Source organism: Geodermatophilus sp. SMS 5-13 (assembly GCF_059428245.1).
In genome coordinates, this window is sequence record NZ_CP165729.1 from 1,023,283 (window position 1) to 1,046,177 (window position 22,895).

A 22,895-nucleotide genomic window follows, 5' to 3' on the forward strand; every position below is an offset into this window, starting at 1 on the left:
GGGCACCGCCGATGGCGCACGATGCGAGCATGCCCTCGACACCCGCGCCGACCGGCGGCACGGCCTTCGTCCTCGGCGGCGGGGGCGTGCTGGGTGCGGCCGAGGTCGGGATGCTGCGCGCTTTGTTCGAGCGCGGGATCCGTCCCGACCTGATCGTGGGCACGTCGGTGGGCGCGATCAACGGCGCGCTCGTCGCCGCCGACCCGACGCCGGGCGCGGTGGACCGGTTGCGCCGGGTATGGGAGGACATGGCGGCCCAGCGGATCTTCGCCGGGTCCGTGCTCGCCCGGGTGGGGACCCTCGTGCGCACCCGGACGCACCTGCACCCCCGTGAGCCGCTCCGGGACCTGCTCGCCGCTCATCTGCCGGTGGACACCTTCGCCGAGCTCGCCGTCCCGTTCCAGTGCGTGGCAGCGAGCATCGAGCGCGCCGCCGAGCACTGGTTCACCGACGGTCCGCTGATCGACGCGGTGCTCGCCTCGTGCGCGGTTCCCGGCCTGCTGGCGCCCGTCGAGCTGGACGGTGAGCACTTCCTGGACGGCGGACTCGTGCACAGCATCCCCGTCGGCCGGGCGGTCGCCCTCGGCGCCGACACCATCTACGTGCTGCACGTCGGCCGGATCGATCGCCCGCTGCGCCCACCGGCCACCCCCTGGGAGGTCGCGCAGGTCTCCTTCGAGATCGCCCGGCGACACCGGTTCGTCGGCGACCTGGCCGCGCTGCCGCCCGATGTCACGCTGCACGTGCTGCCGGCCGGCGACGAGACGCCGCCGTCGGCGGCCAACCTGCGCTACCGCAACTTCTCCCAGGTGCCCGAGCGGATCGACCAGGCCTATCTCGCGGCCTGCGGTTACCTCGACCGGTCGGGCACCTCAGAGGACGGGGCGGCCTGACGTGCTGCCGCCTCGCCCGGTGCGCCGCGTCTCCGGTCCGCTGCTCGTCGCCGCGCTGGCGGCAGGGGTGATCTCGCTCCCGGTCCTGGTGGTCCTCGCCATCGTCGTCTCGGTGTGGTTGCCGGGACGCCTATACGCACTGCGGCTGCTGGCCTTCGGTCTGGTCTACCTGGCGCTCGAGGTGGCCGGGCTCGCGGTCGCGGCGGCGCTCTGGGTGGCGAGCGGCTTCGGCCGGCGGCTGGACAGCCCGGCGTTCCGGTCGGCGCACTACACCGTGCTGCGGCTGCTGCTCGACGTGCTCATGCGCTCGGCCGCGCGGCTCTTCGCGCTGACGCTGGTCACCGACGGGACGTCCTGGTCACCGCTGGACGACGGCGTCCCCGGCTCGGAGAACGCCATGGTGGTGATGTGCCGGCACGCCGGTCCCGGGGACTCGTTCCTGCTGGTGCACACGCTCATGAACCGAGACCACCTGCGGCAGCCGCGGGTCGTGCTCAAGGACATGCTGCAGCTGGACCCGCTGATCGACGTCTACCTCAACCGGCTGCCGAACTACTTCGTGACACCGGGCACGGCCAGTTCGGAGGAGGCGATCGCCGACCTGGCGCGCGACATGGGCGACGAGGATGCGCTGCTGATCTTCCCCGAGGGCGCCAACTTCACCCCGAAGCGGCGGTTCCGGGCCATCCAGCGACTGCGCCAGCGCGGGCTGGTGAAGGCGACCCGCCGGGCCGAGGCCATGACGTACGTGCTGCCGCCACGCCCGGGTGGGGTCACCGCGGCGCTGCGGGCCGCCCCGCACGCCGACGTCGTCTTCGTCGCGCACACCGGCCTGGAACACCTCAGCACCGTCCGTGACATGTGGCGCGGCCTGCCCATGGACAAGACCCTGCGCCTGCGGTGGTGGTTCGTACCGGCGGCCGAGGTGCCGCCCGACGACGCCGAGCTCACCGACTGGCTCTACCGGTGGTGGGAGACCATCGACGACTGGATCGACACCACCCGGCAGCGGGAGCCGACGAAGGCCCGGAGAAACGTCTTCCGTCGCCGGTCGTGAGTCCCGCCGGCCGCACCCCGGCGGCTGCGACGAAGGCGACCGCGGGTGCCCTCGGGGGCACCTGCTCAGCCCAGCCAGAACTCGCCCTCCGCCTGCTGGTCGCCCTGGAACTCGACGAACTCGACCGCCCGGCCGTCGGCGACCCGCCACAGGTGCATCTCCGGGGAGGACGACGCACGACCGTGTCGCTCGGCGGAGACGGTGGTGAGCGCGAAGACCCGGGCGCCATCGGCAACGATGTGTCCGGGTACGACGCGCAGCGTTCCACCGGACAGCTGCCGGCAGCGGCCGAAGAAGTCGAGGACGCCGGGGTGGCCGCGGTAGTCGCCGGACAGGGGACTGCGGCCGGGGACGTGCCAGGCGATGTCGGGGTGGAGGATCTCGAGGACCGTGGGGACGTCGCCCGCGGCTAAGGCGTCGTAGCCGCGCCGGTTCAGCGCCGCGCTGGTGAGGCCGAGGCCGGTGAGGGTCGTGACCCGGTCCCCTCGGTCGGGGCGCGCGGGTCGCGCGCCGGCGCCCTCGACGGTGGCCGCCTGGCTCGTGCCGGGCGACGGGGTGAGCACCCTGGGATCAGCCGGCGGGCACCCGGGGCGTCGGCTCGGCGAGCGCGTCGGGCAGCTCGGGACGACCGGAGATGCCGAGCTTGGCGCAGGCGTGCGCGAGGCGGCGTAGGCGAGGCAGCTGTAGGTGCTCTACGTGCACGAGGCCGACCACGGCGCCGGTGCCGGGCCGGCGCCGCTGGCGGCGGTCGTCGATCCGGGGGAGTCGGCGGCGCTGTGGGTGGCCGACCCGGATCCCCGTGCGCAGGCGCTCTACCGCGAGCACGGCTTCGTGGCCGACGGGTCGGCGCAGGTCGAGTGTGGGGTGCGGGAGATCCGCATGGTCCGGGGCGTGCCGCACGGTCGGTGATCCAGCGCCCGGCGGGTGTCGTCGTCCTCTTGACTGCCGTGGGCAGCCGGCGGAACAGTTCCTGCACCCCCGACGGGGCGGCCCGAGGCGCTGCCCGACCCGAGGGAGGCGTCCGTCCACCTCGCTTCCCCGGGCGTCGCAGCGGCAGCACCGGGGTGCCGGCCCCCCGCGGGCTGCCACGAGGAGGTCCTGTCATGACCCTCGACGAGAGCAAGCTCAACGAACTGCTCGGCCGCTTCGTCACCGACGTGGGCGGCGCGTTCCAGGCCCTGAGCGCCGTCCTCGGTGACCGGCTGGGGCTGTACCGGGCGCTGAACATGACCATGCCGGCCACCCCCGAGGAGGTGGCGGCCGAGGCGCGGGTCGCGGAACGCTACGTGCGCGAGTGGCTGGCCGGCCAGGCCGCCGGTGGCTACGTCACCTACGACCCGACCAGCGGCCGGTACTCACTGACCGAGGAGCAGGCGTTCCTCCTCGCGTACACGGACGGGATGCAGGCGGCCAGCGCCTTCCACATCCCGGTCGCGGTGGCCAAGAACATCGAACAGATCACCGAGGCGGTCCGGAGCGGTGGCGGCTTCCCGTGGCACGACCACGACCCCGCGCTGTTCGAGGGCACCGAGCGGTTCTTCCGTCCGGGCTACGTGATGAACCTCGTGTCGTCGTGGATCCCGGCCCTCGACGGCGTCGAGGCCACGCTGACGGCGGGGGCCCGCGTGGCCGACGTCGGCTGCGGTCACGGGTCCTCGACCCTCCTGATGGCCGAGGCTTTCCCCGCCTCGGAGATCGTCGGCTTCGACTACCACCCCGCGTCGGTCGACCTCGCCCGCAAACGGGCCGTCGATGCCGGGCTCTCGGACCGGGTCTCCTTCGAGGTCGCGTCCGCCTCGGACTTCCCCGGCGCGGACTACGACCTGGTCACGATCTTCGACGCCCTCCACGACATGCCCGACCCCCTGGGTGCGGCCAAGCACATCCGCCAGGTGCTGAAGGAGGACGGGACGCTCCTGCTCGTGGAGCCGATGGCCGGTGACCGGATCGAGGACAACCTCAATCCGGTAGGACGGCTCTACTACGGGGCGTCCACGGTCATCTGCGTGGCGCACTCCATGTCGGCGGAGCCGCGGACCGCGCTCGGTGCCCAGGCCGGCGAGGGCCGGCTGGCCGAACTCCTGCACGACGCCGGGTTCACCAGGATCCGGCGCGCCGCCGAGACCCCCTTCAACCTCGTGCTCGAGGCCCGCCCCTGACCTCCGCCGGCACGCCGGTCGGTCAGCTCCGGGCGGCGGCGGCCGAGCGACTCGCGGCCTCGAGGAACCGCTCGAGCTCTCGGCGGACGTCGGGTCCGCACGGCTGGAAGACGATCTCGGTGACGCCGGCGTCGGCCAGTCCGTCGAGCTTGGCGCGGACCTGCTCGGCCGTTCCGCTGAGCGTGGTCGGTTCGAGCAGCGTGGAACCGCCCGCGTCCCACGCGGCCCGGTCGGCCTCGTTCAGCTCGACGCAGTGACCCGTGTGCACCGCGATGTGCCGGAGCTCCTCGGGCGTCCGGTTCACCACGTCGTTCCAGGCGTCCCCACCGGCCAGTCCGGCCACCGCTTCCTCGCCGCCGAACTCGTACGCGCCGTGCCATGCGAGGGCGGTGCCGGGGCCGCCGGCCAGGCGGACCCGCTCGGAGGCCGGGTCCTCGCCCTCGTCCAGGACGGTGCCCCACGCCAGGTAGGAGACGCGCGAGAACTCCTTGGCGAAGTCGGGCAGCTGGAGCGTCGCGTAGAGCCCGTCGGCCAGCTCGCGGGTGACCGCGGCGCCCTTCGGGCCCAGGGCGCTGATCAGGATCGGGACGTCGATCGGCCGGGCCGGCGCGTGACCGGCCGGGTGCAGCATCTGCATCCGGGCGCCCTCCCACTCGACGACCTCACCGCGCAGCAGCCCTCGGTAAGCCCGGATGTAGTCCGCCATGAACGACCACGGGATGCCTCGATAGCCCATGGCCCGCCGTCCGGAGAAGCCCGTGCCGAAGGCGACCTCGACGCGGCCGGGGGCCAGCGCCACCAGCGCCGCCGTCGCGGCGGCGTTGACCATCGGGTGCCGCAGCGAGGGCACGAGGACGCCCGGCCCGAGACCGATGCGGGTGGTGCGCTCGGCGGCGAGTGCCAGGGCCATCCACACGTCGGGACTGTTCTGCGGGGTGTCGTAGAGCCACGCCCGCTCGTACCCGAGCTCCTCCGCGAGCGCGATGTTCTCGTGCGAGTCCAGCGCGGTCGGAAAGGCGACCGAGATCTGCATGCGCTCCTCCTGTGTGCCGTCGGTGTCGCGAACCCTCCAGGCAAAGCCGCTGCGGACCTAGGGGCGGCCGCCGTGCGGCACGTCGACCCGGCAGGAGAGCAGGCGGGCCTCGCGCGCGGCGCTCCGCGCGGCGCGATCGAAGTCCGGCGCGGCGCAGAGGAACAGCGTGCGACCGTCGGCGCCGCCGAGCATGCAGGCGAACACGCCGGTGCCGACGGGCAGCTCCTCCAGGACCTCGCCGCCTTCGCGCAGGCGCAGCACCCGGCCGGCGAGCGCATCGGCGACCCACAGAGCGCCCTCGGCGTCCAGGCCGCACCCGTCCGGCGCGACCTTCAGCTGCCCGAGCGCCGCCTGCAGGTCGCGGTCGCTGGGCAGCTCACCGAACGACGCCCACACCCGCCGGTTCGTCAACGCGCCGTCGGCGCCGATGTCGAACGCGGTGATCCGGTTGCCGAACGTCTCGTCCACCAGCAGGACGCCGTCCTCGGTGATCACGCTCCCGTTGGGAAACCACATGTCGTCGGCGACCTCGGTCACCGCGCCGTCGGGGTCGACCCGCAGCAGAACGGTCGGCGCGACCGGGGCGCCGGCCATCAGGTCGAAGCCGAAGTTGCCGACGAAGGCACGGCCCTGCCCGTCGACCACCATGTCGTTGGGCTCGCCGGTGACGTGCGCCGACAGGTCCGCGTGCGTGACGAGGGACCCGTCGGCCTCGCGGCGGAGCAGCCGGTTGTCGTGCTGGGAGATGATCAGCAGCCGGCCGTCGGGCAGCCATCCGAGTCCGGACGGCTGGCCCGGCACCTCCGCCTCGACCCGGCGATCGCTGCCGTCCTCACGGGCCGAGAGCACCTGGTGGGTGTAGAAGTCCGACACCCAGATCCGGTCCTCGTGCCAGCGCGGGCACTCCAGGTAGGACAGGCCGTCCAGGACAGTGCTGAATTCCCGCATGGTTCACCTCGCCGCCGTGGTGCGCCGGAGCATAGCTCCGGTCCACTTGCTGCCGGGCGTGCGGACGCTCATCGACTCCGAGCGGCTCGCCCGAAGGGGGTGAGGCCGGACGGGGCGGCCCCGGTCCACGGTGACCGGTGGGCGCCGCGACGCGGGAAGCCCGTCCCCTGTGGCGAGGGGAGTGACGTGATCTGGATCCTCCTGAGCATCGTCGGCCTCGTCGTCGAGACGTCGGTCATCGTCGTCCTCGGTCGGCAGGTGACCCGTCCGTACGAGGCCGCGATGGATCCCGAAGTGATGGGCCCCCCGGTCGAGGGGCGGTGGGCCCGCTTCGCCAGTGGCAGCTGAGGGGCGGCGCAGGTCAGGCGCACACATCGGCGACCCCGACGGAGACGTCGTCGTCGCCGCGCGCCAACGCCGGCTCGAGGAGCGCGTCGACCGCCGCCCGGGGCGTGCTCCCGTCGAGCACCAGGGCGCCGAGCTCGACCACGTCGGGAGCATCGGCCTTGACGAAGGGCGAGGTCAAGCGGCCGGTGTACGACGCCGTGGTCACCGCCGGCCTCGGCGTGGGGGAGGTGCACGTGCAGGCCCGCAAGGGCTACGTGTCCCTGGTCGGCCCGCGGCGCACGTTCGCCGTCGTCCAGGCGACGACGCACCGCCGGGTGGACCTGGGACTGCGGCTGCCCGCGCGCGAGCCGGGCGGCCGGCTGCTGGCCGCCCCGAGCGTCGGCAACGGCAGCTGCACCGTGCGGGTCGGCCTCGGCGTCCTGGCCGACGTCGACGAGGAGGTGGTGGACCTGCTCGCGCAGGCCCACGCGGCCAACGCCTGACCGGCACGGTCAGACGGGCGGGGTGTCGTCCCGCGGGCCGCAGCGGACGGCGATCAGGGCGATGTCGTCGTCGGTGCGGCCGGTGACGAGGCGGTCGAGGAGCCGGTCGCAGAGCCGGTCCAGGGGGAGCGTCACCAGCTCCCCGAGGACGGCGCGCAGCTCCGCGATGCCGTCGTCGATGATCCGGCGGCCGTGCTCGACCAGGCCGTCGGTGTAGAGCAGCAGGGTGTCGGACGGCCGCACCTGTGCCTCGTGGTCGGTCCGGGGCGCGGCGGTGTCGGTGCCGAGCAGCCGCTCCGGAGCGCTGTCCAGCACCCGCACGCCGCCGTCCGGCCCCGCGAGCAGCGGCGGGAGATGCCCGGCCGAGGACCAGCGCAGGGTGCACGGTCCCGTGGCGGCCGGCTCGATGCAGGCGACGAGGGTGGTGGTCAGCGTGTCGACGTGCAGGCCGGCGAGGACCCGGTCGACCCGGGTCAGCACCCGGGCGGGGCTCTCGGCCCGGTCGTAGGCGATCGCCCGCAGCATGCTGCGGACCTGTCCCATCGCCGCCGCGGCCGCCACGTTGTGCCCGACGACGTCTCCGATGACCAGCAGCGTGGCCCCGCCGGGCTCGGCGAAGGCGTCGTACCAGTCGCCGCCGACCTGCTGGTAGGCCGTCGCCGGCCGGTAGCGGACCGCGATCTGGAGGCCCGTCACCGGTGGCGGCGGCGTGAGCAGGCTCTGCTGCAGGGTCTCGGCGACGGTGAGCTGCCGGCCGTAGAGGCGGGCGTTGTCCAGGGCGAGCGCACCGCGCCGGGCCACCTCGACGGCGGTGGCGATCTGCATCTCGGTGTGCGGTGGACGGTCCCGGGAGTTGAGCAGGGCCAGTGCGCCGAAGGTCTCCCCGCGGGCGCGCAGCGGCACGATGAGGCACGACGTCGTGTCCAGTCGCCGCCAGGCCCCGCGCACCTCCTCCGTGGGCAGCGTCGGTGCGACCCGCGCCTGATCGAGAGTCACCAGCTGCACCGGGGCGCCGGAGAGCAGCGCCTCGTGCAGGACGGCGTCGCCCGCGTCCCGCAGCCGCCCGGTCAGGTACGTGGTCAGGTCGGCGCGGCGGGCCGGGTCGCGGTGGGTCCACGCGTCCTCGCCGAAGCGGCCGTCGTCGCCGCGCAGCGTGACGAACGCCCAGTCGCACAGCCGGCTCACCACCAGCTCGACCAGCCGGGCGGCGGTCTCCCCGCTGTCCAGGGTCGCGATCAGGGTCTCGCTGACCTCCGCCAGGAAGCGCAGCCGGGCGGCGCCCTCGTCGGACCCGATGGAGCCACCGGCCCGGTGCTCGGCGGACCGGCCGTCGATCACCCGCGCCGACACCTGCAGCAGGTCGTCGACGACCACCGCCGTGGCCTCGAGCCAGCGGCCGGTCGGCGGGTAGAACCCCGACCAGGTCACCGGTGTGCCGGTGCTGCGTGCCCGCAGCAGGAAGCTGTGGAAGAACGTGCCGCCCAGCTCGGGCAGCGCGACCCAGATGTTGCGGCCGATCAGCTCCGCCGCGGGCCGGCCGAGCAGCTCGGCCGTGGCCCGGTCGACGTAGCGGATGGACCACTCGCGGTCGAAGAGGGCGACCTGCTGCTCGCGCCCCGCCAGGCGCACGGCCGTCTCCGACTCCAGCGGGGAGAGCGTCTCGCTCACCACGACCCCGGCTCCGTCGGGCTCACCCCGCGTCCCTGGGGGTGAACCGAGGCTACGGCAGACCTGAGCACGAGGGGTCGATGCCCCGGGGACGGCCGGTTTCGGCGGCGGGTCAGGTCGGGTGCGGGTCGCGGTCGCGGTCGCGCAGTGTGTCCAGCGAGCGGTGCATGCCGACGGTGACCGCGCCGAGGGCGAAGAACCCCGCGTCGTCGGTGACCTCGGAGGTGCGCAGCAGCGTCGTCAGCCGCTGCAGGCCCTCGTCGGCCGCCGCGATCGCGGTGTCCCGCGCCGCGCCGTCGGTCCGGTGGGGGAGGCAGACGACGAGGGCCAGGCTGTCCAGCGCGTCGGCGAGCACCCAGCCGGTCCGGCCGTCCATCCGGTCGATCCCGTGGCGGTGCGGCTGGAACTCGACGACCAGCATCGTGAGGTCGTCGACGAGGACGGCGACCCGGTCGAGCGCGCGGGACTGCTCCCGGATGCCGGCCGCGGAGCCGCCCCAGCGCCGCGCGCGGGGGTTGGCCCGCCGCGCCCGTTCCACCACGCCCTCGGCCACCCGCATCCGGTCCAGCGCCGTCTCCAGCTCCGCGCCGCGCAGCGCCCACTCGTCCGGCGTCGGCACCTCGCCGCGGCGCAGCCCGGCGGCGATGTCCCCCAGGTGCCGGGCGAGCAGCTCACGGGTGGTCGCGATCCGGCGCACCGCGGTGGTGAGCTGCATCGGCGGGAACAGCACCGTGGTCACCAGGACCCCGATCGAGGCGCCCAGCAGGGTCAGTCCGGCGTAGGCGAGCGCGTATCGCGCGGGGTCCGCCGCCGTCCCCACGGTGAGCATGAGGACTGCGGCGAAACTGACCCAGCTCGCGTGCTCCTGGAGGAGCCGCCACTGCTCGATGCCGATCGCCAGCGCGACGATCAGCGCGATGGTGACGGCATGCGGGATCGCGGCGGTCAGCTGGTGGACGACGACCGCGAGCGCGAAGCCCAGCAGGATGGCGAGCACCGTCCGCCACGCCGCCGCCGCGGAGTCGGCCACCGTCGGGTGCACCGCGATGACCGCGCCGAGCGGGGCGTAGTAGGCGTACTGGGCGATCGCCGGCGGCAGCAGGACCGCCACCTGCCACGCCAGCGCCGCGGCCAGCGCCGCCCGCAGGCCACGCTGCACCCAGGGTTCGCGCAGCAGTTCCCTCGTCCGGACCACGGACCCGCCGTCTATTCGCGCGTGCGCCGCCGGCCGGCCGGCTCCGGCGTGCCCACCACCGAGGAGTCCCCGACCGCACCCGCACGGGTCTGCTCGCTCACCGGCGCCACGCCGGCCCGGTTGTCGGCGAACTGCACCGGTGGGGCGGCCGCCACGTCGTCCCCGGCTGCCTCCACCACCAGCACGAAGTCGTCCCCGTGCCTGGTGATGCCCTCGACCACCGCCTGCTCGACCGCCTCGGTGGCGTAGGTGCGGCGCAGCACCAGCGGGTCCGAGCGCACGTCCTTGGCCAGCGAGATCGCCAGGCCGACCATGACCAGGGCGAAGGGCAGCGCCGCGATGATCGTCAGGTTCTGCAGCCCGGTGAGGGCCTCGTCGCCGCCGACCAGCAGCATCACCGCCGCGACCGCGCCCATGACGGCGCCCCAGAAGACGACCGTCCGGCGGCTCGGCGACAGGGTGCCGCCCTCGGACAGCGAGCCCATGACGATCGAGGCGGCGTCGGCGCCGGAGACGAAGAAGATCGCCACCAGCGTCATCACCAGCACCGTCATCACGGTGGCCATCGGGTACTGCTCGAGCACGCCGAACAGCTGTCCCTCCGAGGTGGCCTGCCCGGCGATGTCCGCGCCGGACTGCTGGACGGAGATGCCGGCCCCGCCGAAGACGGCGAACCACATCAGCGTGACCGCGCTGGGCACCAGCAGCACGCCGGTGACGAACTGGCGGATCGTGCGACCGCGGCTGATCCGGGCGATGAACAGCCCCACGAACGGCGTCCAGGAGACCCACCACGCCCAGTAGAAGACCGTCCAGCCGCGCAGCCACTCGGCCATCGCGTCCCCGCCGGTGGCCTCGGTGCGGGCGGCCATCTCGGCGAGGTCGGAGAAGTAGCTGCCGACCGCCTCGGGCACCAGGTTGAGGATCAGCACCGTCGGGCCGACCACGAACACGAAGACGGCCAGGACGACGGCGAGCACCATGTTGATGTTGGACAGCCACTGGATGCCCTTGCCGACGCCGGACACCGCGGAGGCGATGAAGGCGGCGGTCAGCACCGCGATGATGCCCACCAGGACGCCGTTGCCGACGTGGCCGGCCCAGCCGAGGATCTCCACGCCGCTGCCGATCTGCAGCGCGCCGAGGCCCAGCGAGGCCGCCGAGCCGAACAGCGTGGCGAAGATGGCCAGGACGTCGATGAGCTTGCCGGCCGGCCCCTCGGTGCGGCGCTTGCCGAACAGCGGCTCGAAGGCCGCGCTGATCAGCTGCTTGCGGCCGCGGCGGAAGGTGCCGTAGGCGATCGCGAGACCGACGACGGCGTAGATCGCCCACGGGTGCAGCGTCCAGTGGAACAGCGTGGTGGCCATGGCCGTCTTGATCGCCTCGCCGGACTCCGCGTCGACCGTGCCCGGCGGCGGGGCGACGTAGTGCGCCAGCGGCTCGGCGACGCCGTAGAACATCAGGCCGATGCCCATGCCGGCGCTGAACATCATGGCGATCCACGAGACGGTCCGGAACTCCGGCGCCTCGTCGTCGCGGCCCAGCGGGATGCGCCCGTACCTGCTGCCGGCGAGCCACAGGACGTAGACGACGAACGCCGAGGCCAGGGTCACGAACAGCCAGCCGAGGTTCGACTCGATCCAGGTGAGCGCGGAGCCGCTCGCCGACCCCAGGCCGCTCGGGCTGAGGAAGCCCCAGGCGACGAAGGCCAGGGCGAGGGCGGCGGAGACGGCGAACACGACGCGGTCCAGCGAGCCCTTCTCGTCCGCCACGGGGGGCGGCGGCGCGGCGATGGCCGGGTGTTCGTCGGTCTGCGCCGCCGCGGCGAGCTCGCGGTTGCGCGCACCCGCTGGTGCAGGAGAAGTCATCGTCACAGGTGGTGCTGCGCCCGCGCAGGGGCGCCCTCCGTTCGGTGTGCGGGGAGACGTGCTGTCCACGGTCAGGGCGGCCGAGGCGTACACGGAGCGCACTCGAACCACTACTCCTAGCGTTATCCCCGAGGGGCTCGGAGCGCAAACCCGCACAGTCGGATTACGTGATGCTTGTCGTCTTGTGCCGAGGCAGGGCGTCCGGTCCCGGCGTGTCGCGGCAGGTCAGCCGCCGTGGGTGCCGGCGGTCACACGGTCGATCCGGCGCTGTGATCCTTCTCGCGGTCACGGCCGGGAAGGCCTGCGGCGCTCCGCCGGCACGCCCCCGGCGGCATTGCCCCGTCGCCGACCGCGACGCCGCGATCGGCGTAGCGTTATCGCTGCGGTCCTGGGGGCGAAGCCATGAGGGCAGGTGCGGCGCACGGTTGGGTCGGGAACTTCCACGAGGGCGGGTTCTACGTCGACGACAGCGAGTTCCTGGCGCTGATCGTGCCCTTCGTGACCGACGGGGTCGCCTCGGACGAACCGGTCGTGATCGGATACGACGAGCGCAAGTGCGACCTGATCCGGCGAGCGCTGCCCCGATCGGACGGCCTCACGTTCATCCGTGACGCGAGCCTGTACGCCTCGCCCGCACGGGCGATCGAGGCGTACCGCCGGGAGTTCGACCGGCAGCTGTCGTCCGGTGCCGGCCAGATCCGGATCGCCGGGGACGTCCCGCACGAGGGCAACGGCGGTCGCTTCGCGGGGTGGGACCGGTACGAGTCCGCCGTCAACACCGTCTGGCAGGACTACCCCGTGTGGAGCCGCTGCCTGTACGACGCCACCACCGTGGCGGGGGACGTGCGCGACGTCGTGGAACGCACGCACCGCCGCCTGGTCACCCCCGACGGCGATGCCGTGGACAGCCGCCGCTACCAGGACGTCGACGCGTTCGAGAGCCTGCCGCCGGAGTTCGATCCGCTGCAGTCCACCGCTCCGGCCCTCGAACTGGCCGGCGCCTCGCTGAGGCAGATCCGGCGCCGCGTCGCGGACGTCGCCACGGGCCGGATCGGCCCCGCCGCACTCGACGACCTGCTCTTCGCGTTGTCCGAGGCCGTGGTCAACGCGGAGCTGCACGGCCGGCCGCCCACGACGGTCCGGGCCTGGACCGCGACCGACCGGATCGTGCTGAGCGTCCACGACACCGGCCCCGGCCCGGCACATCCCCTCACCGGGCTCATCCCCGCCCCGGAGGGCTCGGCCGGTCCCGGACTGGGGCTGTGGCTGTGCCACCAGCTGCCCGGCGTCGACATCGCCCTCATCCCGCACGCCGAGGGCTTCACCGTGCGGCTGCGCGGCGGCCGACTGCCCGATCTGGCGGACGGCACGGTCGACGCGGTCGTCCCCGGCGCCGGCACGTCGTCCGGGGCGCCCCCGCGCTCGGGCACGATGCACGCGGTCGACGGCGACGGCGCGTCGTTCTGCGACCTCGTCGACGCCGACGAGCTCGTCCGGATCGACGACCTGGCGTGGGTCGACGTCCCGCGCGACCTGCGCTGCCCGAAGTGCGAGATGGTCCTGGCGCCGCACGGGCTGGGGTAGCGCCGTGGGCAGCGAGATCGACGTGGTGACCGAGACGGTCATCCGCCGTCCCCGCGCCGAGGTCGCCGCCTACGCGAGCGACCCGGCGAACGCCCCCGAGTGGTACGCGAACATCGACTCGGTCGAGTGGCGGACCGCGCCGCCGCTCGCCGTGGGCTCGCGGATGGACTTCGTCGCCCGGTTCCTCGGCCGTCGCCTCGCCTACACCTACGAGGTCACCGACCTGGTGCCCGGCGAGCGGCTGGTCATGCGGACGGCGCAGGGCCCCTTCCCCATGGAGACCACCTACACCTGGCAGTCGCTGGACGCCGACGGCACCCGGATGACGCTGCGCAACCGCGGCCGGCCGCGCGGCTTCGCCCGCTGGGCGACCCCGTTCCTGGCGACCGCCGTCCGCCGGGCCAACCGCGCCGACCTCGCCCGGCTCCGCACCCTGCTCGACCAGCGATGATCCGCCCCGTCCGCGATCATGACGGCATGATCACGATCGGGGAGCGGGCCGTTGCCGGCGGCGACGGGGCTCGTTGACCCGGTCGTGAGCAGTGACCGGCGCGGCGCGTGGGCCTCGTGGGCGCCCAGCGGCCGGGGCGCCGTCCCGCTGATCGTGCTGCTGGTCAACCTCGCGAACCTCGTCGGCGTCGCCACGGTCATCCTGCTGCTGGTCGGCGTCTCCGGCGGCAGCGACGACGCCGGCCGCCCGACCGTCCTCTGGACGGCGATCGCCTACACGGTGTTCGCGCTGCCGGTCGGCACCCTGATCGGGATGCGCCGCCAGCGGGTCACGAACGCCTGGCTCATGGCCGGCCGCGCCCCGACCCGCGAGGAGGCCGCGCACGCGCTGCGGCTGCCGGTCGACACCGCGCTGGTCGCCGCGCTGGTCTGGCTGGTCGCCGCGGTGCTCGTCGGCGTCGTCTCCGCGGCCGCCTTCCCCGACCCGCGGGTGGGGTTCCGCACCGGCATCGCGACGCTGCTCGGCGGCGTCGTGACCGCGGGCGTCACCTACCTGCTCGTCGCCCGCGCCGCCCGCGCGGTCACCGCCCGCGCGCTGGCCGCGCACCCGCCCGCCGGCCGGCTGACCCTCGGGGTCCGCCCGCGGCTGCTGCTCACCTGGGGGCTGACCAGCGCCGTGCCGCTGCTCGGACTGGTGCTGCTCGTCCTCGACCCGTCGAACCCCGACGGCCCCGGCCGCGCCGTCGTCGTCTTCCTCTCCGTGGTCGCCCTGCTGGTCGGCGGCCTGGCCACGCTGCTCACCGCGCGCTACGTCGGCCAGCCGCTCCGCGACCTGCGCCGCGCGGTCGCGCGGGTGGGGGAGGGGGACTACGCGGCGCGCGTGGTGGTCGACGACGCCGGCGAGATCGGCCTGCTCCAGGAGGGCGTCAACAGCATGGCCGCGGGTCTGGCGGAGCGGGAGCGGCTGCGCGACCTGTTCGGCCGGCACGTCGGGACGACGGTCGCCCAGCGCGCGCTGGACGCCGGCGTCGAGCTCGGCGGCGAGCTGCGCACGGCCGCGGCGCTGTTCGTCGACGTCGTCGGCTCCACCGCCCTGGTCCGGCGCACCGGGCCGGAGCAGATGGTGGGCCTGCTCAACCGCTTCTTCGCCGTGGTCGTCGACGCGGTCGAGGACGCGGGCGGGCTGGTCGACAAGTTCGAGGGCGACGCGGCGCTGTGCGTGTTCGGCGCCCCGGCCGAGCACCCCGACCCGGCCGGCGCGGCGCTGCGCGCGGCCCGCCGGATCTGCGACGCCGTCCGCGCCGCCGGCGAGCTGGACATCGGCGTCGGCGTGGCGTGCGGGCGGGTGTGGGCCGGCCAGGTCGGCGCGGCCAGCCGGCTCGAGTACACGGTGATCGGCGACCCGGTGAACGAGGCCGCCCGGCTCACCGAGCTGGCGAAGGACCACCCGGGGCGGGCGGTGGCCAGCGACCCCACGGTGCGCGCGGCGTCTCCGGAGGAGCGCGCGCACTGGGTCCGCGACGCCGACGTCGAGCTGCGCGGCCGCGGGGAGCCGACCGGGACCTGGGTCCGCCGGCTCGACTGACCCGCCGGGTCAGGACCCGCCCGAGGGCGCGTAGGTCTTGTTGCCGACCGAGTCCAGGACGTTCTGCGCCTGGCGGTCCACCAGGCCGGTGACGAGCTGCTGGCTTCCGCCGAAGACGACGGCCCAGGCGATGATCTGCGGGGTCGTGTCCAGCGCGGTCAGGCCGGGGACGAACCCACCCCGCATGAGCAACAGGCCCAGGAAGGCGGTCAGGGCCCCGGTGGGCAGTTTGAGCACGGACAGGGCCACCGGAACGCCGAAGGGGGTCGACGTGCCCCGGATGCGGCGCAGCGCGACCGCCCCGGTGACGCCCGCCGCGACCATCCCGACGATCTCGACCAGCGGCACGTCCCAGCGGTCGGCAGTCGACGCCACGACGGTGTCCACGTCTCGCGGGTTCCCGTCGGCGTCGGCGAGCGGGCTGCTCGCCGTGGGGCACACGAGCATGGGGGGCACGTCGGGTCCTGCCTGGGGTTGGAAGCACAAGGCGACGTTCTGCGGCATGAACGCGCCGAGCAGCGCCACCACGAGGGCGAGGACGGTGAGCCCGCCCGCGGCGCCGTGGACGATGGCGCAGAAGCTCCGGACGCGCTGCTGTTCCCGCTCGGCGGCCGAGCTGGCGGCGCGCACCGCGCCGATGAGGTGCTCCCGATCCGGCTCGTCGAGCTCCTTGCCCCTCTTGTCGCTGACCAGCCCCTTCACGGCCAGACGGCGGGGATCGTCGCGGGGCAGATGCCGCCGGATGTGCGCGTACAGGCCGGGAACTTGCCCGCGGAGGTAGTCCAGAGGCACGCGGCGCAACAGGTCGGCCTCGGCGGCGTCGAGATTGCTGGCCGCCCTCGCCAGGCGTGCACCGGTCCGCCACGGGGGCGCCTCGTCCAGGACGGCCGCTCGCGCTTCGGCGGCGTGAACCCGGATCGCACAGTCGAGCGCGCGATCGGCAGCCGGGTGGAGGTGCGGCCGCCGGTCGGAGGGCAGGTGGGTGACCCAGGCCGACAAGTTCACCATCTCCGCGGCCCGGGTCAACGATTCCTCGCGCCAGGCGCGGGTCACCGGGCGGGATTCGGGGAACGGCGGAGCGGGCTCGGTGGCGTCGTCCCCTGCGCCGGGCGCGACGTCACTCCTCTCGTCCAGAGCGCTCATCGTCCCCCCTCGGATCGGCAGCGCCGTCGAGCCGCTCACCGGTTCGTGCGACCCGCGCTTTCTGTGCACCGGCGGCCCGGCGATTCGTGCCGGTTTGGGAGAGCAGAATCCGCTCGCCCTCTTTTTCCGTCAAGCGATCTGAGCCCAGGAATCGTCGGGGGACGCGGTCGAGACGCTGCGGTAACGGCGACGTGGTAATGGCTCCGGATTCGTCGCTCGTGACGTCATTCTCTGTCGCCCTTCGGCAATTCCGATAATAGGCGCCCTCGCCCTTGTGGCCCCGTCCTCGGCAGGAGGAGATTGGGTCGGGCCTGGGGCGCAGGGGTCCCGGTCGACCGTCCAGGAGTTCGCCATGAGCACCGACACCCCCGGCAGGACCGGCACCCGGACGACGAGCCCCGATGTGCCGCGGCCGCGGACCGCCGCGGACGACGAGCGCGGTGCCGCCCCGCCGGGGGAGCCGCCCGTCCCCGGCGCGGACTACAAGCAGTCGATCGTCTGGCGCGTCTACGACGAGGTCGCGCAGCTGGTCGACCGGGTCGTCGGCTGGGACCGGCTGCCGAGGATCCCGGGGCTCGCCGTCCTCATCGGGGTGCGCAACATCCTGCGGCAGCAGAACCTGCACGACCCCTCGGCGCGGGTGCCGATCGTCGGCGCGCCGCCGGTGCCGCCCCGCACCCCGCAGCACCTCGTCGAGCGCAGCGTCGACGGCACGTACAACGACCTCGACCACCCGGCGATGGGCAGCAAGGGCGCCCGCTTCGGCCGCAACATCCCGCTGGACAGCGTGCTCCCGGTGACCGCCGAGGAACTGCTGGAGCCCAGTCCCCGCGAGGTGAGCCGCCGGCTGCTGACCCGGGAGATCTTCCAGCCCGCGGAGACCGTGAACACGCTGGCGGCCGCGTGGCTGCAGTTCATGATCCGCGACTGGTTCAGCCACGGCGAGGGCGACACGTCGCGCCTCGTGGAGATCCCGCTGGCGCCGGGGAACCGGTGGTGGGAGGACCCGATGCGCATCCCGCGCATCACAACCGACCCCACCCGGCCGCCCGGGGCCGACGGCCCGGTCACCACGGTCAACGAGGTCACGCACTGGTGGGACGGCTCGTCGATCTACGGGTCCACGGCCGAGGACCAGCGCCGGGTCCGGACCGGCCAGGGCGGCACGCTGCACCTGGACGGCGGGCTGCTGCCGCTGCCCGAGGATCCGGCGCTCGACCCCACGCGGGTCCCCGGCTGGTGGACCGGGCTCGGCATGTTCGCCAGCCTGTTCATCCGCGAGCACAACGCCGTCTGCGCGCGGCTGGCCGCCGAGTACCCGCAGTGGTCCGACGAGCAGCTGTTCCAGCGCGCCCGGCTGGTGGTCGCGGCGCTGCTGGCCAAGATCCACACCGTCGAGTGGACGCCCGCCATCATCAGCCACCCCACCACGGTCACCGCGCTGCGGGCGAACTGGTTCGGCATCGCGGGTGAGCGGATCGCCCGCACCTTCGGCCGGCTCAGCGACAGCGAGCTGATCAGCGGCATCCCCGGCGCGGACACCCACCACTACGGGGTGCCGTTCTCGCTCACCGAGGAGTTCACCGCCGTCTACCGGATGCACCCGCTGATGAGGGACGAGTTCGACCTGCGGGCGGCCGAGGACGACCGGGCGCTGCGCGCCTGCGCCTTCCCGGAGCTGGCCGGCCCGAACTCCCGCGGGATCCTGCAGGGGTTCGGGCTCGGCGACCTCTTCTACTCCTTCGGCATCGCGCACCCGGGCGCGATCGTGCTGCGCAACTACCCCCGGTTCCTGCAGCAGTACGAGCGGCCCGACGGCAAGGTGGTCGACCTGGCCGCCACCGACCTCGTGCGCATCCGCGAGCTCGGCGTCCCGCGGTACTGCGAGTTCCGCCGGCTGCTGCACCTCGCCGCCCCGCGCAGCTTCGCCGAGCTGACCGACGACGCCGACCTCGCCGCGGAGATGGCGGAGCTCTACGGGGACGTCGAGCGGGTGGACCTGATGGTCGGCCTGTTCGCCGAGAAGCGGCCGGCCGGGTTCGCGTTCAGCGACACCGCGTTCCGCATCTTCATCCTCATGGCCTCCCGGCGGCTCAACAGCGACCGGTTCTTCACCCGCGACTTCCGTCCGGAGATCTACTCCCCGGCCGGGCTGGCCTGGATCCGGGACAACGACATGCGCACCGTGCTGCTCCGGCACCTCCCGGAGCTGCGCCCGGCGCTGCGCGGTGTCGACAATGCGTTCGCCCCCTGGCGGCGGGCCACCTGATAGGAGGAGCGATGCCCCCGGAGCTGTACCGGGGCGGCCCCCTGACGGGCCGGCCCGGGCGTCCGCGCTCGCACGCCCTCCTCGCCCCCCGGCCCGAGGGCTGGTCCCAGGTCGCCCTGATGGAGTGGGAGCTGACCGGCGAGGCCTGGTCGGACGCACACCCGCACGACGAGTACAACTACGTCCTCGACGGAGTGCTCGTCGTCTCCTGCGACGGCCAGTCCGTCGAGGTGCCGGCCGGCAGCGCCGTGCGCGTTCCGGCGGGGACGACCGGGCACTACTCCGCCCCCACCCATGCCCGGATGCTGGCGATCTACGGGCCCAACCCGGACGGGGAAGCGAGCTCCGTCCAGGGGTTGTCCCGGCTCTGACTAGAGGACGGCCGCCGCGGGGCCGTGCGACTTGACCACCACGAGCACGTCGCCGGACTGCAGCGTGCCGATCAGCGGGTCGTCGAAGCGCAGCGTCTGGCCGCCGCGGGTCACCGACAGGACGACGTCACGCAGCTGCCGCGGGCTCAGCCCCACCTCGCTGGAGGCGACCGGGCGCTGGGTGAGGTCGAGCCCGGTGCCCGAGGTGAGCAGGTCCTCGACGACGGCGACCACGCCGGGGGACGCCGTCGACAGGCCCATCAGCCGCCCGGACGTCGCCGAGGTGGTGATCACCGTGTCCGCGCCGGACTGGCGCAGCAGCTTGGCGTTCTCCTCCTCGCGCACGCTCGTGGTGATCGGCACGCCGGGGTTGAGTTGCCGGACGGTCAGGGTGATCAGCGCCGCCGCGTCGTCCCGGTTGGCCGCGACGATGACCGCCCGCGCCCGCTGCACCGCCGCGCGGGTGAGGACCTCGGTGCGGCTGGCGTCGCCGATGATCCCGGTCAGCCCGTTCGACGTCGCCTCCTCCACCGCCGCCGGATCGGGGTCGACCACGACGATCTGCTCCACCGGGGTGCCGGTGGCCTGGATGGAGCGGATCGCGCTGCGCCCCTTGGTGCCGAAACCGCAGACGACGACGTGATGGCGCACGCGGGACCTCCAGCGCCGGATGCGGAACTCCTCCTGCGAGCGCGCGGTGAGCGCCTCCAGGGTCGTCCCGATGAGGATGAGCAGGAACGCGATCCGCAGCGGCGTGATCACGAGGATGTTCACGATGCGAGCGGCCGGCGTCAGCGGCGTGATGTCGCCGTACCCGGTCGTGGAGAGCGTGACGGTCGCGTAGTAGATCGAGTCGAGCAGCGAGAGCCCGACGCTGTCGCCGTCCCGGTAGCCGTCGCGGTCGAGATAGATGATCCCCACCGTCACGGCCAGGACCGCCAGCGCGAGGATCACGCGGCGGCCCACCTGGCGCATCGGGGACTCCTCCACGTGTGCCAGGTGCACCCCGGTGTGCGGATCCTCCACGCCGTCGACCACGGGGGGACGGTAACCGAGCGCCTGTCCGGCATCCGGGAGGTCCGGCCGCGCTGAGCGGCCGGACGAGGGCGGGCGCCGTGTCGGGGCGGCGCCCGCCCCGTGCCTACGACGCGGCCGCCCGCTCCCGCGCCGCCAGCTCCCGCTTGAGCACCTTGCCGGCGGCCGAGACCGGGATCGCGTCGATGAACACCACGTCGCGCAGCCGCTTGTAGTGCACGACCCGCTCGTTGACCGCCGCCATCACCGAGTCGGCGGTGAGCGCGCCGCCCGCCTCGTCGGCCCGGCGGACGACGTAGGCGACCGGCAGCTCCCCGGCCTCCTCGTCGGGCCGGCCGACCACCGCGGCGCCGGCCACGCCGGGCAGGGCGAACAGGATCTCCTCCAGCTCGCGCGGGAACACGTTGTAACCCTTGTAGAGCAGCATGTCCTTGGTGCGGTCGACGATCGACAGGTAGCCGTCCTCGTCGAGGATCCCGACGTCGCCGGAGTGGAACCAGCCGTCGGCGTCGATGGCCTCGGCCGTGGCCTCCGGCCGGTGCGCGTAGCCGCGCATCACCTGCGGGCCGCGGATGCAGACCTCGCCGCGCTCGCCCGGGGGCAGGGGCGCGCCGCCGCCGAGCGGCTGGATGCTGATCTCGGTGTCGAAGACGGGCACACCGACGGTGCCGGGCTTGCGGGTGCCCGACCGGAACGACGGGTTGCCGGTGGCCTGCATGGTCACCTCGGTCAAGCCGTAGCCCTCGCCGATGACCGCGCCCGGCAGCAGCGCCTTGAGCTTCTCGATCAGCGGCACCGGCAGCGGGGCGGCACCGCTGGAGACGCCCCGGACGCTGGAGAGGTCGGCCTCGGCGATGCCCGGCACCTGCAGCAGCGCGACGAAGACCGGCGGCGCGCCGCCGATGCTGGTGACCCGGTGCTTCGCGGCGTCGGCGACGTAGGCGGCCGGGTCGAACCGGTCGTGGATGATCACGGTGGTGCCGGAGACGACCATGCCGTTGAGGTAGCCGATCGCGCCCATCGCGTGGAACCACGGCGTGAGATTGATGATCCTCGCCGTCCCGAGGCGGGTGGGGAACTCGTCCTCGGCGCCGATCTGGTCGAGGGTCACGTCGCCCTCGTCGTCGAGGGTGGGCAGCGAGCCCGACGTCCAGCAGGCCGACTGCAGCACGTTGGTGACGACGTTGCGGTGCGGCAGCTCCACGCCCTTGCTGACCCCGGTCGTGCCGCCGGTGTAGGCCAGGTGCGCGAGGGCGCCGGCGACGTCGAGCCCGGCGTCGAGGTGCCGGTCGGTGGCGTCGGCGGCGAACAGCTCGGCGAGGTCGGTCTCGCCCTCGCCCAGGTCCAGCCGGGCGGCGAAGTCGGCGACGTGCGCGGGGCCGGTGACCACGACCGTGTCGACCTTGGTCGCGGGCAGCGCCGCGCGGACCGCCGGCAGCACCTGCTCCCAGGTGACCAGCACCCGGGCGCCGGAGTCGGCGAGCTGCGCGGCCAGCTCGGGCGGGGTCAGCAGCGGGTTGGTGGGGGAGAACGTCGCCCCGGCGAGCTGCACGCCGTAGTAGACGGCCGGGTACTGCCGGCAGTTGGGCAGGTGGACGGCGACCACGTCGCCCGGGCCCACGCCGGAGTCGGCCAGCCAGTTCGCCACCGCGTGCGCGCGCCGGCCCAGCTCGGTGAACGTGAGCGGCACGTCGTGGTGCAGGAACGCCGTCCGGTCGCCCCAGCGCCGCACCGCCGCGCGCAGGATCGAGCCGACCGGCACCCGCGGGTAGTCCAGCGAGCGGGGCAGCCCCGGGGGCCAGCTGGCGGCGGTGGTGTCGGCTGTCGGGTGCGGCGCGGTCATCGGCGTCCTCTCGGTACGGGTCCGTGCGAAAACGTTAGCGTGGCTCACGTCACAGCCGACAGCGCCTGCCACGATGGCGTGGTGGAGCGGACAGCACTCGTCCTCGGTGGCGGCGGCATCACGGGCATCGCGTGGGAGATCGGGGTCCTGGCCGGCCTGGCCGAGGCCGGCGTCGACCTCACCACCGCCGATCTCGTCGTCGGCACCTCGGCCGGCTCGGTGGTCGGCGCGCAGGTGACCTGCGGCGGCACGCCCGAGTTCCTCTTCGAGCGGCAGCTCGAGCCGCCCTCGAGCGAGCGCGTCGCGCGGATGACGCGGGCGAACCTGGCGCGCTACGCATGGGCGATGCTGACCAGCCGCGGCCGCGACATGGAGTTCCGCCGCCGCGTCGGCACGCTCGCGCTCAAGGCGGAGGCGGCGGGGCTGACGCCGACCGAGCAGGAGCGACTCGACGTCATCGGCTCCCGGCTGCTGAGCACGTCGTGGCCCGACCGCCGGCTCGTGGTCACCGCCGTCGACGCGGCCACCGGCGAGTTCCGACCGCTGGACCGCGACTCCGGCGTGCCGCTGCTGCAGGCGGTCGCGGCGTCGTGCGCGGTGCCCGGCGTCTACCCGCCGGTGACCATCGGCGGCCGCCGCTACGTCGACGGCGGCATGCGCTCGGCGGCCAACGCCGACCTCGCGGCCGGTTACGACCGGGTCGTCGTCCTGGCGCCGATCGCGCGCGGGGCCGGCCCGCTGCCCGGCGTGGACACGCAGGTGAAGGGGCTGCTCGCGCGGGTCGCCGTCGTCACGCCCGACGAGGCCGGCCGCGCGGCGATCGGCCGCAACGTGCTCGACCCGGCCGCCCGCGCGCCGTCGGCGCGGGCCGGCCGGGCGCAGGCCAAGTCGGTGCGCGACCGCGTCGCCGAGGCCTGGCACTAGCGGAGTGGAATTCGTCGGGGTGACCCCGCCGAATCCACGC

The 22,895-nt window shown here is 74.0% G+C and carries 23 protein-coding genes; 13 read left to right on the forward strand and 10 right to left on the reverse strand.

What is annotated here, in order from left to right:
• Positions 1–29 precede the first annotated feature (29 nt).
• Positions 30–893: a patatin-like phospholipase family protein gene (locus AB3388_RS05050; protein WP_495409664.1), complete on the forward strand. Its 864-nt coding sequence runs from the start codon at positions 30–32 to the stop codon at positions 891–893.
• A 1-nt stretch (position 894) separates the two neighbouring features.
• Complete coding sequence (locus AB3388_RS05055) at positions 895–1,950, forward strand: lysophospholipid acyltransferase family protein (RefSeq protein WP_495409665.1); 1,056 nt, start codon at positions 895–897, stop codon at positions 1,948–1,950.
• A 65-nt stretch (positions 1,951–2,015) separates the two neighbouring features.
• Here AB3388_RS05055 and AB3388_RS05060 read toward each other — a convergent pair whose 3' ends face one another.
• Positions 2,016–2,513, reverse strand: a complete 498-nt coding sequence (locus tag AB3388_RS05060) for a nuclear transport factor 2 family protein (RefSeq protein WP_495409666.1) — start codon at positions 2,511–2,513, stop codon at positions 2,016–2,018.
• A gap of 124 nt (positions 2,514–2,637) precedes the next feature.
• Between AB3388_RS05060 and AB3388_RS05065 the strand changes: the two genes are divergently transcribed.
• Positions 2,638–2,859, forward strand: coding sequence for an N-acetyltransferase (locus AB3388_RS05065; RefSeq protein ID WP_495409667.1), 222 nt, complete (start codon positions 2,638–2,640; stop codon positions 2,857–2,859).
• Positions 2,860–3,053: 194 nt separating this feature from the next.
• Entirely contained in the window at positions 3,054–4,109 is a 1,056-nt protein-coding gene (locus AB3388_RS05070) for a methyltransferase domain-containing protein (protein WP_495409668.1), read from the forward strand.
• Between the two features lie 22 nt (positions 4,110–4,131).
• Here AB3388_RS05070 and AB3388_RS05075 read toward each other — a convergent pair whose 3' ends face one another.
• Positions 4,132–5,142 (reverse strand): LLM class flavin-dependent oxidoreductase, encoded by a 1,011-nt coding sequence (locus tag AB3388_RS05075; RefSeq protein ID WP_495409669.1) that lies wholly within the window; start codon positions 5,140–5,142, stop codon positions 4,132–4,134.
• Between the two features lie 57 nt (positions 5,143–5,199).
• Entirely contained in the window at positions 5,200–6,090 is an 891-nt protein-coding gene (locus tag AB3388_RS05080; protein ID WP_495409670.1) for an SMP-30/gluconolactonase/LRE family protein, read from the reverse strand.
• Positions 6,091–6,276: 186 nt separating this feature from the next.
• Here AB3388_RS05080 and AB3388_RS05085 point away from each other — a divergent pair, with 186 nt between their 5' ends.
• Entirely contained in the window at positions 6,277–6,438 is a 162-nt protein-coding gene (locus AB3388_RS05085) for a hypothetical protein (RefSeq protein ID WP_495409671.1), read from the forward strand.
• A 13-nt stretch (positions 6,439–6,451) separates the two neighbouring features.
• Here the strand turns inward: AB3388_RS05085 and AB3388_RS05090 are convergent, their stop codons facing one another.
• A complete protein-coding gene (locus tag AB3388_RS05090; protein WP_495409672.1) occupies positions 6,452–6,616 on the reverse strand; it encodes a hypothetical protein in 165 nt (54 codons plus the stop codon).
• Between AB3388_RS05090 and AB3388_RS05095 the strand changes: the two genes are divergently transcribed.
• A complete protein-coding gene (locus AB3388_RS05095) occupies positions 6,597–6,920 on the forward strand; it encodes a DUF5655 domain-containing protein (protein WP_495409673.1) in 324 nt (107 codons plus the stop codon). The two genes, AB3388_RS05090 and AB3388_RS05095, sit on opposite strands and share 20 nt — an antisense overlap.
• Positions 6,921–6,929: 9 nt before the next feature.
• On the opposite strand, the gene AB3388_RS05100 is transcribed toward AB3388_RS05095, so the two are convergent.
• The 3 genes from AB3388_RS05100 to AB3388_RS05110 form a co-directional block, all read right to left on the reverse strand.
• On the reverse strand, positions 6,930–8,588 hold the full coding sequence (locus AB3388_RS05100; RefSeq protein WP_495409674.1) for a PP2C family protein-serine/threonine phosphatase: 1,659 nt from the start codon (positions 8,586–8,588) through the stop codon (positions 6,930–6,932).
• 112 nt (positions 8,589–8,700) lie between these two features.
• The gene (locus tag AB3388_RS05105; RefSeq protein ID WP_495409675.1) at positions 8,701–9,783 is read right to left on the reverse strand and encodes an FUSC family protein; all 1,083 of its coding nucleotides are present in this window, start codon (positions 9,781–9,783) and stop codon (positions 8,701–8,703) included.
• An 11-nt stretch (positions 9,784–9,794) separates the two neighbouring features.
• Positions 9,795–11,651 carry a BCCT family transporter gene (locus AB3388_RS05110; RefSeq protein ID WP_495409676.1) on the reverse strand — a complete coding sequence of 619 codons (1,857 nt, stop codon included), beginning with the start codon at positions 11,649–11,651 and terminating at the stop codon, positions 9,795–9,797.
• Between the two features lie 402 nt (positions 11,652–12,053).
• Between AB3388_RS05110 and AB3388_RS05115 the strand changes: the two genes are divergently transcribed.
• From AB3388_RS05115 to AB3388_RS05125, 3 genes are all read left to right on the forward strand, one after another.
• Positions 12,054–13,235 (forward strand): anti-sigma factor RsbA family regulatory protein, encoded by a 1,182-nt coding sequence (locus AB3388_RS05115; RefSeq protein WP_495409677.1) that lies wholly within the window; start codon positions 12,054–12,056, stop codon positions 13,233–13,235.
• Positions 13,236–13,239: 4 nt separating this feature from the next.
• Complete coding sequence (locus AB3388_RS05120; RefSeq protein ID WP_495409678.1) at positions 13,240–13,686, forward strand: SRPBCC family protein; 447 nt, start codon at positions 13,240–13,242, stop codon at positions 13,684–13,686.
• Between the two features lie 84 nt (positions 13,687–13,770).
• Complete coding sequence (locus AB3388_RS05125) at positions 13,771–15,270, forward strand: adenylate/guanylate cyclase domain-containing protein (protein ID WP_495409679.1); 1,500 nt, start codon at positions 13,771–13,773, stop codon at positions 15,268–15,270.
• 9 nt (positions 15,271–15,279) lie between these two features.
• Here the strand turns inward: AB3388_RS05125 and AB3388_RS05130 are convergent, their stop codons facing one another.
• Positions 15,280–16,062, reverse strand: coding sequence for a hypothetical protein (locus AB3388_RS05130; protein ID WP_495409680.1), 783 nt, complete (start codon positions 16,060–16,062; stop codon positions 15,280–15,282).
• Between the two features lie 190 nt (positions 16,063–16,252).
• On the opposite strand from AB3388_RS05130, the gene AB3388_RS05135 reads away from it, so the two are divergent.
• The 3 genes from AB3388_RS05135 (at position 16,253) to AB3388_RS05145 (ending at position 19,053) form a co-directional block, all read left to right on the forward strand.
• Positions 16,253–16,555, forward strand: coding sequence for a hypothetical protein (locus tag AB3388_RS05135; RefSeq protein ID WP_495409681.1), 303 nt, complete (start codon positions 16,253–16,255; stop codon positions 16,553–16,555).
• A gap of 210 nt (positions 16,556–16,765) precedes the next feature.
• Positions 16,766–18,682, forward strand: a complete 1,917-nt coding sequence (locus AB3388_RS05140) for a peroxidase family protein (protein ID WP_495409682.1) — start codon at positions 16,766–16,768, stop codon at positions 18,680–18,682.
• An 11-nt stretch (positions 18,683–18,693) separates the two neighbouring features.
• A complete protein-coding gene (locus AB3388_RS05145) occupies positions 18,694–19,053 on the forward strand; it encodes a cupin domain-containing protein (protein WP_495409683.1) in 360 nt (119 codons plus the stop codon).
• Here the strand turns inward: AB3388_RS05145 and AB3388_RS05150 are convergent, their stop codons facing one another.
• On the reverse strand, positions 19,054–20,091 hold the full coding sequence (locus AB3388_RS05150; protein ID WP_495409684.1) for a potassium channel family protein: 1,038 nt from the start codon (positions 20,089–20,091) through the stop codon (positions 19,054–19,056).
• A 103-nt stretch (positions 20,092–20,194) separates the two neighbouring features.
• Positions 20,195–21,931, reverse strand: a complete 1,737-nt coding sequence (locus AB3388_RS05155; protein WP_495409685.1) for a class I adenylate-forming enzyme family protein — start codon at positions 21,929–21,931, stop codon at positions 20,195–20,197.
• An 81-nt stretch (positions 21,932–22,012) separates the two neighbouring features.
• Between AB3388_RS05155 and AB3388_RS05160 the strand changes: the two genes are divergently transcribed.
• A complete protein-coding gene (locus AB3388_RS05160) occupies positions 22,013–22,855 on the forward strand; it encodes a patatin-like phospholipase family protein (RefSeq protein ID WP_495409686.1) in 843 nt (280 codons plus the stop codon).
• The last annotated feature ends 40 nt before the right edge of the window (positions 22,856–22,895 follow it).